The organism is Acinetobacter sp. WC-141 (assembly GCF_000313935.1).
In the GTDB taxonomy this organism is placed as follows: Bacteria; Pseudomonadota; Gammaproteobacteria; order Pseudomonadales; family Moraxellaceae; genus Acinetobacter.
On the sequence record NZ_AMSS01000088.1, the window covers coordinates 159,968 to 176,035 of the forward strand.

At 37.6% G+C, this 16,068-nt stretch carries 12 protein-coding genes and 1 pseudogene; 4 read left to right on the forward strand and 9 right to left on the reverse strand.

Annotated features, from left to right (window positions below; all coding sequences use genetic code 11):
* Positions 1 to 44 precede the first annotated feature (44 nt).
* The 4 genes from ACINWC141_RS18010 to cxpE form a co-directional block, all read right to left on the reverse strand.
* Positions 45 to 2,462, reverse strand: a complete 2,418-nt coding sequence (locus ACINWC141_RS18010; RefSeq protein WP_009393690.1) for a CSLREA domain-containing protein — start codon at positions 2,460 to 2,462, stop codon at positions 45 to 47.
* 15 nt (positions 2,463 to 2,477) lie between these two features.
* Complete coding sequence (gene rbtA, locus ACINWC141_RS18015) at positions 2,478 to 4,328, reverse strand: rhombotarget A (RefSeq protein WP_009393557.1); 1,851 nt, start codon at positions 4,326 to 4,328, stop codon at positions 2,478 to 2,480.
* A gap of 330 nt (positions 4,329 to 4,658) precedes the next feature.
* Positions 4,659 to 5,357: a DnaA regulatory inactivator Hda gene (gene hda, locus ACINWC141_RS18020; protein WP_003650214.1), complete on the reverse strand. Its 699-nt coding sequence runs from the start codon at positions 5,355 to 5,357 to the stop codon at positions 4,659 to 4,661.
* A 20-nt stretch (positions 5,358 to 5,377) separates the two neighbouring features.
* Entirely contained in the window at positions 5,378 to 6,574 is a 1,197-nt protein-coding gene (gene cxpE, locus ACINWC141_RS18025) for a chloramphenicol efflux transporter CxpE (RefSeq protein WP_009393553.1), read from the reverse strand.
* 135 nt (positions 6,575 to 6,709) lie between these two features.
* Here cxpE and purM point away from each other — a divergent pair, with 135 nt between their 5' ends.
* Positions 6,710 to 7,780 (forward strand): phosphoribosylformylglycinamidine cyclo-ligase, encoded by a 1,071-nt coding sequence (gene purM, locus ACINWC141_RS18030; protein WP_009393601.1) that lies wholly within the window; start codon positions 6,710 to 6,712, stop codon positions 7,778 to 7,780.
* Entirely contained in the window at positions 7,777 to 8,406 is a 630-nt protein-coding gene (gene purN, locus ACINWC141_RS18035; RefSeq protein ID WP_009393679.1) for a phosphoribosylglycinamide formyltransferase, read from the forward strand. The genes purM and purN overlap by 4 nt, the downstream gene beginning before the upstream one ends.
* Before the next feature lie 69 nt (positions 8,407 to 8,475).
* Here the strand turns inward: purN and ACINWC141_RS18040 are convergent, their stop codons facing one another.
* Positions 8,476 to 9,285 carry an alpha/beta fold hydrolase gene (locus ACINWC141_RS18040; protein WP_009393517.1) on the reverse strand — a complete coding sequence of 270 codons (810 nt, stop codon included), beginning with the start codon at positions 9,283 to 9,285 and terminating at the stop codon, positions 8,476 to 8,478.
* A 21-nt stretch (positions 9,286 to 9,306) separates the two neighbouring features.
* Positions 9,307 to 10,323: a signal peptide peptidase SppA gene (sppA, locus tag ACINWC141_RS18045; RefSeq protein ID WP_009393720.1), complete on the reverse strand. Its 1,017-nt coding sequence runs from the start codon at positions 10,321 to 10,323 to the stop codon at positions 9,307 to 9,309.
* 133 nt (positions 10,324 to 10,456) lie between these two features.
* Between sppA and ACINWC141_RS18050 the strand changes: the two genes are divergently transcribed.
* Complete coding sequence (locus tag ACINWC141_RS18050) at positions 10,457 to 11,440, forward strand: lysophospholipid acyltransferase family protein (RefSeq protein ID WP_009393703.1); 984 nt, start codon at positions 10,457 to 10,459, stop codon at positions 11,438 to 11,440.
* Here the strand turns inward: ACINWC141_RS18050 and ACINWC141_RS18055 are convergent.
* From ACINWC141_RS18055 to ACINWC141_RS18065, 3 genes are all read right to left on the reverse strand, one after another.
* On the reverse strand, positions 11,393 to 13,825 hold the full coding sequence (locus ACINWC141_RS18055) for a DNA internalization-related competence protein ComEC/Rec2 (protein WP_034679097.1): 2,433 nt from the start codon (positions 13,823 to 13,825) through the stop codon (positions 11,393 to 11,395). The genes ACINWC141_RS18050 and ACINWC141_RS18055 overlap by 48 nt on opposite strands.
* A gap of 83 nt (positions 13,826 to 13,908) precedes the next feature.
* Positions 13,909 to 14,595 carry a lipoprotein-releasing ABC transporter ATP-binding protein LolD gene (gene lolD / locus ACINWC141_RS18060; protein ID WP_009393586.1) on the reverse strand — a complete coding sequence of 229 codons (687 nt, stop codon included), beginning with the start codon at positions 14,593 to 14,595 and terminating at the stop codon, positions 13,909 to 13,911.
* The gene (locus ACINWC141_RS18065) at positions 14,588 to 15,823 is read right to left on the reverse strand and encodes a lipoprotein-releasing ABC transporter permease subunit (protein WP_034679099.1); all 1,236 of its coding nucleotides are present in this window, start codon (positions 15,821 to 15,823) and stop codon (positions 14,588 to 14,590) included. The genes lolD and ACINWC141_RS18065 overlap by 8 nt, the downstream gene beginning before the upstream one ends.
* Before the next feature lie 149 nt (positions 15,824 to 15,972).
* Between ACINWC141_RS18065 and ACINWC141_RS20595 the strand changes: the two are divergent.
* Positions 15,973 to 16,053 (forward strand): annotated as a pseudogene (locus tag ACINWC141_RS20595) (PilZ domain-containing protein); the annotation flags it as partial.
* Between the last annotated feature and the right edge of the window lie 15 nt (positions 16,054 to 16,068).

Here is a 16,068-nt window from a genome sequence, read left to right on the forward strand (position 1 = left end):
TCTATAAAAAAGCCTCCAATTGGAGGCTTTTTATTTTATATCGTTTATTTACGGTAGCGTCTATAGACCGCTAAACCAAGTAAAGATGCTAAAGACAACATTCCTAAGCTACCACCACCGCCCCCACTACTATTTCCACCAGCGGCAGTATTACTGCTAACTAAACTCAGAGTACCAGCATTTGAAATTTTATTATCAGCGTCATATACGTAATAAGTTAACGTATCATTGAAGTTATTAAAACTGTTCTTAGCCTGAATATAAATATTACCACCATAACAAGTATTATCCTTATCTTCACCTGGGCAAGGGCCTTCTCTATCTGCCTTCACGACCGTAAAAATTCCATCTTTTGAGCTTTTACTTGGTAAATAGATAGGTAAATCTGCAAACTGAGGTTTATTTGGCTTTGTAATAAGTGTATTAGCTGGACCATCCCCATCATCATTTGCATATTTAAGTAAGTTTAATGGAATGATTTCATTTGCTAAATATTGAAATACCACCTTACTATCATTTGCTACTGGTGCAACATTATCAAATCGGGCTTCTAGCAGTCCTGATGATTGAATAGACCCATCTTTAGTACTAACCGTATATTTACAATAATTGTAATCGCCAGCTTGGGTAGTAATATCATCCGATCGATAAAATATAATTTGCTGCAAAGCACTATTCCACTCACAAAAAAGTTTATCGTCTTTTTTCGTGCTTGAAACTTTGTCGTCTATCAATCCTGTTCCAACAGATTCAAGATTAATATTATAGTCCGTGCTATTAAAAAATTTGAGAAGATGGCTACTATCTTCATTTGGCAAAGGCAAACCATTTGCCTTCAAATCAATATAGATCGCTCGATATTTTGCATTGGCCTTAGTTTGATCAAGAAGATTTTTATAATTTGCCAAATCTATTTTTAAGGCATCCCCCAAATATGAATAAAGTGGATTAGTCAGATTTTTTTCTACTGTATCATATTGTTTTTGATATCTCTCAAGTAAAGTAGTAAGTGATTCATTACCTAAACCTCTTAAATCACCAGCAGTTAATTTCATTAATTCTATAGAGCCTATATCACAGCTATTACGAGCAATGGTATCTGGCTGATAATATAGTTTATTAGTTGGGAGCCGGGCTAAACCACGTTGATCTATATTAGCGCATATAGCTTTACCATCAGAGTCTACATCTATCAGATCTTCTTTTCCTGCTGGCAATTTTAATGGAAAATAAAGTGGCAAGAAGCCTGTTACTGCGGCAGCTTCATGGCGCTCAAGTAAAGAGTTAAAGGAAACACCTGAAATATCAATTGTCTTATTAGCTGAAGAAAGTACTTCTGTTGGTAAATCACATTTGTCTGTGCTCGTACTTAAATTTAGTGCATTAAAGGATAATCTGAGACCAGAGTTTTTCAAATCAGCTGCTGAGCCTGCCAGATATCGACAAGCATAACCAACTGGGTTATATCCAATTATGTTAAAATTCAATTCTTTCCCACCTAAACTATCATAAAGAAAAGTAGTATTGGCACTGTTTTGGACAATAGTATTATTTTGTAGTTTTAAACTACTTCCACCACTTAAAATGGTTGATGGATTCGTTGTAGCACCAGGAATCGCATCTCCTGTAAATTTCAAAATCACCCCATTTACAGTACTTGCAATATTTTGAGCAATCGTATTAATAGTAAATTCAGCTTTCGGTTCACCACAAAATTCAAATGTACTCGCAGAATTACTTGAACCATTCTTGATAATACTTGAAGATGTAAAAACAACATCTCGTTTGGCATATTCAGTACCGTTGCTACAACCCATTGCTAACACACTACCAGTTGTTGCCTGATTGCCTTGCAAAAGGGAATGAGTTACCGATAAATTTACTCCACTACCACCAAGAAAAACAGCTCCACCTTTTGGAGCTTGAGAGTTTAAAATTTGAGCATTTAATAATGTAACATTACCACCCGCATAAATAGCCCCACCTTGATTTGAAGCCATACCATTTTCTAAAATAATATTTTGTAGAAATAGAGCTTTTTGATTTTCTGCTGTGTTAAATATACGCGACTTACCCGCAGCATTAATACGTGTTTTAAGTTCTGGTAAAGCAGGATAGTCATTTGTTAAAACATTCTTTTCTGACCAAATTTTATCTTCTTCACGCTCACCATAACCATAAATAGAAATATTAGCATTTGGGACTAATTCTTTATTTAACGTATAAGTTCCTGCTTTTAGCTGAATTACCTGATCAGTATCAAGACTAAAAACAGTACATCCATAAGCAGATTTTCGAGTTCCTGCAACTTTAATCGCTTCTCTTAATGAACATGCATTCGCATTTTCACCATCTTCATCAGCAAAAGTTGTAACCTCAATTCTCTTATTTGTGGTATCAGCAAAAAGTGGCATATTTGCAAGCACAGCTAATGCTAATAATGCTTTTTTATAATTTTTCATAGTCCTCATCCCTGATCATGACTTGAAACGGCGTAAAGCAATTAAACCCAATAGACTTAAAATAAAGCCGCCACCAATACTACCTCCACCTCCAGCACTCACAGATTTGTCTTCAATTCCAGATACAGGGTCCTGAACAATTCTTGTCGGGATAGTAATATATTGAAACTCTACGCCTTCATTAAAACGAGACACACTCGTAACAACCTGAATGCTAAAAATATCTGCACCATGCCAGTTACCATTTGGCGTATAAATTACATTCCCATTTTGATCTAGAGTTATAGTGCCTTTCGAAACTGGGGTGTCTATACTTTGTTTAATTCGAAGACATCCAGGTTGCCATTCTTTTCCATCAGCCCGCTCACCAAACAATCGCTTACATGTAGCTGGAGTCACCAGATCTGCTTCACTTAAAGAACCCAGAATATTAAATTTTGCAACTTGCCCGTATCTAATATCTTGACCTACTGAGGATATCTCTGTATCTAAAATATATTCGATTGCACCAAGATCACACAGCTCATCATAACCGCTACGTTTTTTCCCACGTTGATCAACATTTTCACAGCTTGCTAATCCCACTGAAGTGCCGTCACTATATAAACGACCTTTATTAATAATTAGGGAGTCAGCTAAAGTATTATAGCTCTCTAACAATCGAGGCTTGAAGAAACCCAGAAAGCTATCTTTAGGCGTGCTAAATGGGCATAACAATCCTTCTTTTGCTGTTACATCACAGACACCTTCATCTGTAGATCCCGCAATTAATTTTTCATTAGTGGGATAAAGTATATTAGGAAGCTTAGATGTCGCATTCCTATTACATTCTGTTGTCACTAAATTACTTTGTATAATTGCTTTATCAGTAGAACTAGCTTGACAGTTGATCGTATTTCCAACTAAAACACTATTTGAGATAGAAGCATTACCTTGCGGAGCATCTAGAAATAATCCTTTATCATTTTTAATCATCGTAATGTTATTAACAAACATTCCATCTTGAACATTTGCAATAAAACCTACTTTATTATGAAAAAAAGTACTGTTACTCAGTCCTGTAGCGCGCTGACTTAAGTATCCACCTGTGCTTGCATCATCAAATTTACTTGCACTGAAGAAAAGTGCTCCAGCAGCAGAACTAACTTCATTATCTCGAATCACAGACTGAGTGACCAAATACAAAGGCTGCTCGCTATGAATTACGCTACCTTGTGTTGCTTTATTATTTTGAATAAGAGTATTGGTAATAGTGACAAAACCATAAGTCTGGCCACTTTTCGTGACTAGCCCACGATTATAAATTGCTCCCCCTTGAGCTGCATATCCATTGATTAAACGAGAGTTTTGGATCTTCAACATTTCATGATTATCGATCAATCCACCAGTAACGGCTTTAGATTTTAAACCTGCGCCTTGTAAGTTAAGATCAGTTAACGAAACAGAAATTGATGCTTTTTCAATACTCTCATCATCAATTTTAAATAATTGATCTGTACCAACCATTTTTATTGTAGCGTTATGCGCACCTGGTTGATCGGTATCAACTAACGTAGAATCATTCTTAACAGTACTGATTGTTAAAGGGGCTGTAATCTTTATTTTTTCATTAAGTGTGTACTCTTTATCTCTTTGCAAAATAATATTGTTTGAGTCACCACTAGCACAGCCACGATAACCATCTTTTACAGACGCAACAACCTTAGAATCACTTGAGTTAAGTCTATTTAAAAGTTCAACAGCCTCTCGTAATGAACAGACTGTGTTATCGACATCTTCATCAGTTGTAGTTGTGACTTGAATATCGGCAGAATAAGCGTGTCCAGCAGCAGCCAATAAAGCAAAAGCAATGCTCCGTTTGAGCATACCCATCTCCTTACATCTTTTTTCATTTTTTTTGTCAATATTGCAAAATTTTCACTTTTGCAATCGCATCCTTTGTGCGTACTTTGTCACAGCAAGTAGAATTTCTCAAGACATTTTGGTCGGTCTATAGAGTCATTTTTGAGTCAGATTACAAAAAGCTTCATACCCTAAAAAACTTTTTTAAATACAAAAATTCACTCATTTAAAAATTAGAAGGGATTTAAAAGACATAAAGATAAGTACTCTAAAATTAGCGATCTTTTATCAGAAAATCTTTTTTAATAGGTTTTATAAACTTAGGCCAAGCAATAAGCCCAAATGAAAGAATATCTATTGTTGATATTCATCAATCAAAGCATAAATTTGCCTTAAAGTTGCATTCGAAAGTTTTGTTTTTTCGCCTTTGAGTAATTTTTCTAATTGGGCAACTGTCTGTAGCAAAAGAGAGGCTTGGTGAGGGCCATGTAACAATAAATAGTCAACAATTTGCTGATCAAAATGAATACCTCGTCTAGACATTACAGAGGTGACTAACGCATAACGGTCTGCATATAGACTTCCACTCGGCACTTTAACGCTGACAGCTTGGGTCAGTCTTGACTGTAAATCGGGTAATTCCAACTTTAATTCGATAGGCGCTACACGCGAAGAAAATACTAACTGTCCTTCATGATTATTCATCAAATGAAAGACAGCTTTTTGCCAATGAGGCACGCCACTAATCGATTCAATATCATCTAAAGCAACAAGGTCATAATGTTCTAAAGAAGTAATGGCTTCGATAGGTGCATCAAGGAGTTCAAGTAAAGAAACTTTAATTGCAGATTTGCCTATTTCTAAATAAGAGTCACAAATTGCGGAAAGTAAATGACTCTTACCTGTCCCTGCTCCACCGTAGATGTAAAACCTACTGACCAGACCAGCATGTAGTTGACGCACAGCATCGACTACATTCCCCCAACTTGGTCCCGAAAAATCACTGATTCGAGCATCAAGTTGAGGTTCTATATCCAGTTGGAGTTGACGCATATATTGAATTAACCTTGAAATTATTTCTGGTCAGATGGTTTCACTTTATCTGTATCTTGCTGTGTTTTAACCTCAAGATCAAGCTTAGTGCTTTCGGTTTCTACATGAATTTGCTCAATATTGCCGCCTTCTTGTATCAATAAAGTAGAAGGTGGAGCATATAATGAACTACGCTCATAATTATCTCTTAAATGTTTTAACAGCACTACAATAACAGCCGCAACAGGTAATGCAATTAACATTCCCAAGAAACCTGCAAGCTGTGCACCAGCTAGTACTGCAAAGACAACTGCTACAGGAGATAGACCAATTTTGTCGCCCAATAGGAATGGCTGTAGGATATAGCCTTCTACAACTTGGCCAATCATAAAAACTACACCAACAAGTAATAAATGCATCCAGTCCAATCCAAACTGGAATAAGCTTGCGATAACTGCAGCAATAATACCTACTGCAAATCCTAAATAAGGAATAATACTGGCAAGGCCAGCCACCATACCAATAATAAGACCAACCTCCAAACCAATGAGCTGCAAACCAACTGCATAGACCACGCCTAGCAATAGCATAACGAGGAACTGACCTTTAACAAATGCTCCTAAAACGCTATGGCATTCGCCCACTATCTGTAAGGTAGTGGCTTCATATGGACGTGGAATGAGACGACGTAAGTTTTGTAGCATACGGTCCCAATCTAGTAAAAAATAAAAGGCAATAATTGGAATTAAAACAACTGTCCCACCGATCTGAATAAAATTAAGACCCGATTGCGCAAGCTTTAATAAGACAGCTTGAATACTATCAGCACTGTAATTTGTCTGAACATAGTCCATGACCGCTTTGGACATTTGATCGGTATCAATTTCCATTTGCTGAACATTAAATGTCGAAGAAACCCAGGGTAATAGTTTTGCATTAATCCAGTGAATACCCGCTGGAATGCTATCTCGAGCGTAGACCAATTGTTTCCAAATCAGGGGAACCAAATACCAGAGTGCAATAGTTAGGGTAACGCCTATTCCTATAAACACCGCACTAATCGCTAACCAGCGAGGCAATTTGATTTTTACCAGAACATCAACAAGTGGGCTGAATAAATAAGCCAGGAAAAAAGCACCGATAAAAGGAATGACTACAGGCTTGAGTAAGTACAATACCCATACCAGCAATACAATACCTGCGAGTAAAAGAATACGGCGCAGTATACGATCTTGCATAAAATCTAGCCTTTTTTGATTTAATCGTTATAAATGAAAAAATATTTTTATTAAAGATAGCATTTTCGAGCATAAATAACATAAGAGTTTCGTATATTCAGGTTATAATCTGCCGCCAATGCGGAGACTTCATTTATGAGCAACTCAACTTCTACCCCAAATACCGGTTTAAGCTATAAAGATGCGGGTGTCGACATTGAAGCGGGCGACGCACTGGTCGATCGTATCAAGTCAGTCGCTAAACGTACAAGTCGTCCTGAAGTAATGGGCGGTCTTGGTGGCTTTGGTGCACTATGCAAAATTCCTAAAGGTTATGAAGAACCTGTTTTAGTTTCTGGAACCGATGGTGTAGGAACTAAATTACGTTTGGCACTTAATCTCAATCGTCATGACACAATCGGCCAAGATCTTGTGGCTATGTGTGTAAATGACCTTTTAGTTTGTGGCGCAGAACCATTATTCTTCCTTGATTATTATGCAACAGGTCACTTAAATGTTGACGTTGCTGCAAATGTTGTTACTGGTATTGGTAAAGGTTGTGAGCTTGCAGGTTGTGCACTTGTAGGTGGGGAAACCGCAGAAATGCCAGGCATGTATGAAGGCGAAGATTACGATCTTGCTGGTTTTGCCGTTGGTGTTGTTGAGCAAAGCAAAATTATTGATGGCTCTAAAGTAAAGTCTGGTGACGTACTTATCGGTGTTGCATCAAGCGGTGCTCACTCGAATGGATATTCATTACTACGTAAAATTTTAGACGTTAAAAATGTTGATTTAACTCAAACGATTGATGGTCGTCCTCTTGCAGACGTTGCAATGGAACCAACACGTATTTATGTAAAACCAGTTCTTGAGCTTTGCAAACAAGTTGATGTACATGCTATGGCACACATCACTGGTGGCGGTTTACCTGGTAACTTACCACGTGTATTACCAAATGGTGCTCAAGCAGTTATTGATGAATCGTCTTGGGAATGGTCTGAGTTATTCCAACTTCTACAACGCGAAGGCAATGTAGAGCGCTTTGAAATGTACCGTACGTTTAACTGTGGCGTAGGTATGGTCATTGCTGTTGATGCAAATGATGCAGAAAAAGCAATTGAAGTGCTTAATGCTCAAGGTGAAAAAGCTTGGAAAATTGGACACATCCAAGAAAATGCTGAATCAGTGGAAGGTGCAGACGAAAAAATTCGTGTGATCTTTGCATGATAAAAATTGCTGTTCTAGTCTCTGGGAACGGCAGTAATTTACAAGCCTTGATAGATGCAAATCTATCAGGGCAAATTGTAGGTGTACTGTCTAATAAAGCAGATGCTTATGCCCTAGAGCGTGCTCAAAAAGCCAATATTGCTACGGCCGTTATTTCTCATAAAGACTTTCCAACTCGTGAAGTGTTTGATGAAGCAATGCATCAACAGCTCTTAGCTTGGCAAGTGGATGTGGTTATTTTAGCCGGTTTCATGCGCATTTTAACTCCCACCTTTGTCAACAAATGGCAAGGGAAAATGCTGAACATACATCCCTCACTTCTTCCAGCTTATAAAGGTGTGAACACTCATCAACGTGTTTTAAACACAGGTGATCGTTTACATGGTTGTACCGTACACTTTGTAACGGCTGAACTGGATTCTGGTCAATCAATTGCCCAATCCGCTATTTCAGTTAAAGAACATGATACTGCCGCTTCATTAGCAGATCGAGTGCATACACTTGAGCACTTTATCTACCCACAAGTAGCAGAGTGGTTATGTAACGGTCAACTTACATGGAAAAATGGCCAAGCTTATTTCCGTGATCAAGTTCTTGAACACCCTATTCGTTTTGCAAATTGGTAAAACTTTTTACTCAAAAGCAAAAAATAAAAAAAGGACATGCCAGCATGTCCTTTTTTATAAGTCTAAAAATTAATTTGGCTGATGATGAATCAATTTTTTTATAGAATTCACTGTATCAATAGGATGTTCTAGAGGAAACATATGCCCACCCTCAACCACAGTAAACGGAATTCCCATTTTTCGCTTTGCCATTTGAGGAAAGCCTCTTTTTAAGAAATCACTTCCTTTACCCACAACTAAATGCACAGGCATCTTAGGTTTTGGCATAGGCAACCACCACCAAGAAGGATTCTTACGGAAAATTGCAACTTCATCCTCACGAGAAATCGTTAAAGTTACTCCACCGCGAACCGAATCTTCTTTCAAAGCATAGTCGATGTAGGCTTGAAAACAATCTTCATCAAAATCTTTATAAAATCCTTTAGGACGTAGTAACTCAGCAGCCTGCTCTCTCGTTTCCCAATGTTCACGACGACGTGCAGATAAGCCCGCTGGTGTCATCGCATCAACCAATTTAGGACGAAATAGTTTTGCCATATGAAAAGCAAATGAATATCGTCCTAAAATAAGAGGTGGATCTAACATAATGACTTGAGAAAAGAGTTCAGGACGCTGAAATGATGCCATCAATGTTAAAACCGAACCAAGAGAATGGCCCAATCCAATGACTTTACGTCCTTTCGCCTGACGCACAATACTATCAATCACCTGGTCAACTAAAGCAGGCCAATGATTCGTCACAGGATAACGTTTATCAGGACCAATCAAGGGAACATAAATAACGTCATATTCCCCTTTCAATTGGTCAAACAGTTTTTGATACACTTTTGAGGGTACGCCATTGGCATGAGCAAAGTGTATAACTGGTTTCATTGACATACCGCTATCCTAAAACAGATTTTATTGTAATTTTGCGCTTTGACGAGTCTGCACTTCTTGAGCAATAGATTCACTTACCCCTTGCCCGATTTGTGCACCCATACGACCTAAAATGGATTGTAATGGGTTGCGCTCAATTGTGTAGTCAACTTTATTATCAAGGTTTAGTTCACGCATCAAGCTTGTAATGTTACCTGAACGGTCAGCAACGCCTAATTGGATTGCTTGTTCACCAGTCCAGAATAAACCAGAAAAAATAGCTGGATCATTCGATTTCAAACGCTTTCCACGCCCTTCTTTAACTGCAGTGATAAAGTGAGTATGGACATTATCAAGAACAGATTGAATATGTTGCTTTTGCACAGGATCAATCGGTTTTGTCATACTTAAAATGTCTTTATTCGTTCCTGCGGTTAAAGTGCGATCTTCAATACCAAGTTTCTGAGCTAAACCAGTAATTCCATAGTTAGGCATGATCACACCAATTGAGCCCACCAAACTTGATGGATTGACGATAATCTCATCAGCAGCAGACGCAATATAGTACGCACCCGATGCACCCATATCACCAATAACAGCGTAAACCTTCTTATCTGGATGCTGTTTTTTCAAATAACAAATTTCCTGCCAGATTTCATCAGACTGAACTGGAGAACCGCCAGGTGAGTTAATATTAAGTGCAATAGCTTTACTGTTTGATGCTTCAAAAGCACGCTTAAGCGCTTTATTTGTATCTTCACTATTTACCGCTTGATTGCTTGAAGCATCAATAGTGCCCACAATATCAACGACTGCCAGATGAGCACCACTACTACCCACAGCTGAGCCATCTTTATTGGTTGAGCAGCCTTTACCCATGAGTACAATAATGAATAATAAGTAAATAAAAGTTAATGTTTTAAAGAAGATACCCCAACGACGACTACGACGTTGCTCCTCTACAGAGGCAAGTACAGCCTTCTCGAGAATTTGCCATTCTTGTCCATTCTGTTTAGGAGTTATAGGTTCATTTTGTGGTTTTGGTGGCCAATCGGACATAAAATTCCAATCCAAATTAATCTAAAATGATGTCATTATATACGTTGATTTGATAAAAACTGTCTAAATAATATGATTTCATTTATAATAATTTTATCTTTTTTTAATTGTTGCTTCCTTTTTCCCGCGATAGATGACCAAATTAGATTCAAAAAGCATGAACTATTACCTACTCAAAACTTTTAGCCGTCAGCCAATTAAATTTGGACGTTTTATTGCTCGTATGTTGGCAGGGTTAATCAATACTTTAAAAATCACTAAAACATCAAAAAGTATAGAACTAAACTTACAAATCGCCCTTCCACATTTAACGCCACAGCAGCGAATAGAGATTACGCAACAAGCTATTCGTAATGAAATAACCTCATACTTTGAATTTTTAAGTATTTGGGGTTCATCAAATAGTCAGAATATCGAGAGAATTCACCATATTGAAGGTGAGCACTACTTTCATGAAGCGCTGGCAGCCAAAAAAGGTGTGGTCTTGATTGTTCCACATTTTGGCACATGGGAAATCATGAATGCTTGGTGTGCCCAGTTCACTTCAATGACAATTTTATACAAACCTGTAAAAAATGTAGATGCAGACCGTTTTGTTCGTGAAGCGCGTAGTCGTGAACAGGCCAACTTAGTACCTACCGATGAAACAGGTGTTAGACAAATTTTTAAAGCGTTAAAACAAGGCGAAACTACTGTAATTTTACCCGACCATACACCGAATGTTGGTGGGGATATGATTAATTACTTTGGTGTTCCACTTGCCTCAAGCAATTTAAGTGCTAAGCTCATCCAAAAAACAAAAGCCAAAGCATTATTTCTTTATGCAATTCGTAATGAACATGACGGTTTTACGATGCATATTGAACCAATGGATGAGAAGATTTATGAAGGTAGTGCGGATGATGGAACCTTTGTTATTCATCAAGCCATAGAACAACTGATTCAACACTACCCAGATCACTATCACTGGAGCTATAAACGTTTTAAAGCAAATCCTGCTTTAGATAATATTTATAATATTGATCCAACTGAAGCTCTTCAAATTGTGGATAAGCTTAAAGCTGAAGCTTCACCAATTTCTGTGAAGCCACGTACGCTCGAAACGTCGAGTGTATAAAATCATTTGATGATTCTCGGATACAAAACTTAATGTTCCTTGCTCAACTGTGCTTTTAAACGGAATATTAAGTGCTTGTATTCTCGCTAAAACCTCTTTGCTTGGATGACCATATCGGTTATTAAAACCAGCAGAGGCAACAACAAGCTTTGGCTTTAAAGTCGCTAAGAAGTCATAGGCTGAACTATGTTTACTACCATGATGACCTAATACCAAAACATCTACTTTTAGATCAGGATATTCTTTTATCAATTGATATTCTGCTTCCCATCCCGCATCCCCCATAATTAAATAATTTTGATATCCCCCTACTTGTTTCAAATGAATATAAACCACACAAGAATATTGATTTTGATTTGAAGAAACTAAATTTAAATCTTTTTCTTTAGGCCAAAGTATCTCAATATCTATCTGTGGATATTGCCATTTTTGCCCTTGATGACAATAAGTAAATGGTTGTGTCACCTGCTCTGCCCATAGCTCATTTGATATGACTTGTTTAATAGGAAAAGCCTGAGCGATAAAAGGAAATGCCCCACTATGATCTTGGTCTAGATGAGATAACACCACATGATCTAGTTGTTTAATACCTTTCTGACGTAAATATGGAATCACTACATTTTGACCAATACTAAAAGCCTTCTCATCATAAGAACCACCCGTATCAATTAACCATGTCTGCTCTGGATGTTGTAGAAAAATCGCTTGTCCTTGGCCTACGTCTATAATATTTAATTGAATTTGCTGAGAGGCTTTATTCGGAATGACTAAGGGTAAACAACATATAAAACTCCAAGATTTTGGTAAAACACCACGTGGTAAAAATAAAATAATAATGACACAGCTAAGACCCAACAAAGCAACTGGTGTCAGGCTAAAACCTTGCAACGGTAGAGATAATTTCTCTAAAAGACTAAAGCATGTCAGCACCATACTGAGCAAAATATCATTAATCTGAAAGAGTGTATTTCCAAGTGAATTAAAAATAAGCCACACACAAGCAGCGAAAATATTTAAAGGAACAATAACTCCTCCTAATAGAGGAATAGCAATAATATTTGTGAGAGGTGCTACCCATGAAATCTGCTGAAAGAAAATCAACATTAAAGGATATAGGGCGATAAATATTTTACCCTGAGATTCTATTAAGGTTTTAGTTAAAAGAATTATTCTAGATAGCACACTCACTGAAACAAGATTTGGAGTCTGTACAATAGTTTGATAAATGCGTAATAAAATAAAGCAAGAACCATAAGAGAGCCAAAAACCTGCCGATAAGACACTAAATGGGTCGAAAAGTAAAAGTAGACTTGCGCTGTAAACTAAGAGCGAAAATGGCTTGATAGGCACTTTAACCAACAATAAAAAAGCAAATAAAAATATTGAAAGTAAAGTTCTTAAGGCTGGAATTTCAAAGCCCACGAAAGCCGTATAAATTAAAACCCCAAAACATAATGGAATCATGGCCAATATTTGTTTGGGTTGCCATAAATAAATCTGCGGATAATAACGTCGTATGAGTTGGTGTAATCCCCAAGACAACATGATAGAAAAAATAAGGACATGGGGTCCTGAAATGGCCAATAAATGAGAGACTCCTAACTGCTTAAATTGATTTTTAGTTTCTTCATTTAAAAGACTTTCATCCCCTGTTAGGAGCGCTAATAACAATCCTTTATTCTGAAAGGGAGATTTTTTTAGCATTAATCTAAACATAAGGCGAAGTTTTTCTATATTTAATTGTTGCCTAATAAAAAACTTTTGTTGCTGTTGTAAATGATTTTGATATCCCAACCGATAAATTTCATCAGAGCTCAAAGATTGAATATGCTGAACACTGAAACCTGACATTATATTTCGTTGAATGAACCATTGTTCTTGATCAAAGGCACCTGATACCGCGTAACTATGAGCTGGTCTGGTTTTACCCGAAATTCGATAGTAGTGGCCTAATTGTAATTTTGGCCCCTCTATCAATGCGTTTTCATTTTCATTTTTTAAATATAATAACCAATTCACCACATGAGATGACTGCCCTAGAACCTGGGCAAGTTGCTGCGTCTTATTATCTTTTTCTTCGCTTATTCGGTCTATATAGACAACAATGTCTAAAGATTCAGGCTGCATTTCTCTTAGCTGTAACCTTTCATTTAAGGCATGCTGCGCATACTGATGACCTATAACAAAAAGGCTTAGACCACAGATTAGGCAATAAACTGCCTTTAATATGGGGCGATTTACAATTATGGACCGCTTAAAAATATAAAAAATAAAGCTAATAAAGAGCAGAACTTTACCAATCCAACCATATTGCATTACTAGAGGAATATTTACTCCCATGAATGCAATACCTACAACCCACCCCACTAAAATAAGTTTTAACATTTAAAGTCATATCGTTATCTTTTTAGGGGCAAAATTAAAGCCCAACTGAGTGGGCTTTAACAATGTGATTTAATGACAATTTTTTAAGAACCGCTCACCCACAGACCATCTTCCATATGCAAGATTGAATCTGCTGTCTGAGCCAACTGCTCATCATGAGTCACAATAAGCATAGCCATATTGAGCTCTTTCTTAAGATCGGTCAGTAATTCAAAAATACCTAGAGCTGTTTTACGATCGAGGTTTCCTGTTGGTTCATCGGCCAGAACAACAGCAGGTTGAGTGACCAAAGCACGAGCCAAAGCAACACGCTGGCGCTCACCGCCTGAAAGTTCACCTGGCTTATGATCCATACGATGAGATAACCCCACCCGATCTAGTAAATATTCAGCTTGTGCCTTTACCGATTTGAATTGGCTATCTGGTCGAAGCATAAGAGGCATTGCCACATTTTCAAGCGCAGAAAACTCAGGTAACAAATGATGAAATTGATAAACAAAACCGAGATATTTGTTACGTTGGAAGCCACGTTCGGCTTCACCTAAATTATCAAAACGCTGACCATTTAAGAATACTTGTCCTTGGGTTGGTTGCTCTAAACCACCTAGCGCATGAAGCAAAGTACTTTTACCTGAACCACTCGCACCAACAATCGAAACAAACTGTCCTGCTTCAACTTGTAAAGAAAGACCTTTAATGACTTCAACCTTAGATTTACCATCATCAAAATGTTTATAGATATCTTTTGCTTCTAAAACAATTTTACTCATAGCGCAGTGCCTCGGCAGGTTGAACTTTGGCAGCACGAAGCGCCGGATAAATAGTTGCCAAGAAGCTTAAGAGTAAAGACACAGTCACAATAATTGTCACATCTTGCCATCTTAAATAAGAAGGTAGGTAATGCACAAAGTAAGCATCAAATAGATTTAAACCTAACACATTGTTAAACCATGAAATGATATCGCTAATGGTTAAAGCCAAAATAACACCTAAAACCGTACCAGCAACTGTACCAATCACACCAATGACAGTACCTTGCACCATAAAGATTTTAGTAATCATCGATGGCGAAGCGCCTAGTGTACGCAAAATGGCAATATCAGATTTTTTATCAGTCACAACCATGACTAACGACGAAACAATATTAAATGCTGCAACAACGATGATAAGTACAAGTAACAAACCAACTAGTGTTTTTTCCATTTGAATGGCATTAAATAGGTTGCCATGCGTATAAGTCCAGTTCGTTGCGTAGAAATTGCTCGGCAAACTTTTTACCAAGTCATCGGCAACTTGTGGCGCGGCAAAAATATCATCGAGCTTTAAACGAACGCCTTGAGCACCATCTGGTAAACGTAATAGGGTTGACGCATCATAGAGGGCGATATAACCCACCATAGAGTCGACTTCGGCCCCTACACTAAAAATACCAACCACTTTAAAACGTTTAAAGCGAGGTACTACACCCGCTGGAGATGGCGTTGCTTCAGGTAAAACCAAAGTCACACTGTCATTTAAACGCAAACCTAATGAATCGGCCATATCCTTACCAAGGACAATACCAAACTCACCTTTTTTAAGTGAATCTAAGCTACCCGCAACAATATGATTTTGAATAATAGAAACATTCTTTTCATATTTTGGGTCAATACCTGTCACCATAATACCAGCGACTTGCCCTTGCGCAGTTAACATACCTTGCAATTGGGTAAAAGGTGCAACCCCAGTCACATGTGGATGATGTTCAACTCGTTTTACCAGTTCAGGCCAATCCGTGAGGATTTGTGTAGATGAAACTGTCGCTTGCGGAACCATTCCCAAAACACGGTTTTTTAATTCGCGATCGAAACCGTTCATCACAGAAAGTACCGTAATCAGCACAGCGACACCTAGTGTCAAACCGACCATCGAAACCAATGCAATAAAAGAAATAAAATGATTACTGCGTCTTGCGCGAGTATATCTCAACCCTATATACAGTGAGATTGGTTTAAACATACCTTCTAAATCCAAGGTGATTGATGGGAAATAGCAGATGCTAATGTCAAATTACATCCTCATCTACTATTTGACCATATCGTTAGATGCTGTATTAAGGTTTAAAAATCAGTAAGTTCTGACCTTTCCTTAACAATCCTAATATTATATTGCTGCGCTATTTTCTACTACTTGAGTTGGGAGATCAATTTGATCATGCATTTCGCTACGAATTAGAACAATTTAATGAATAAGCTCAACAAATT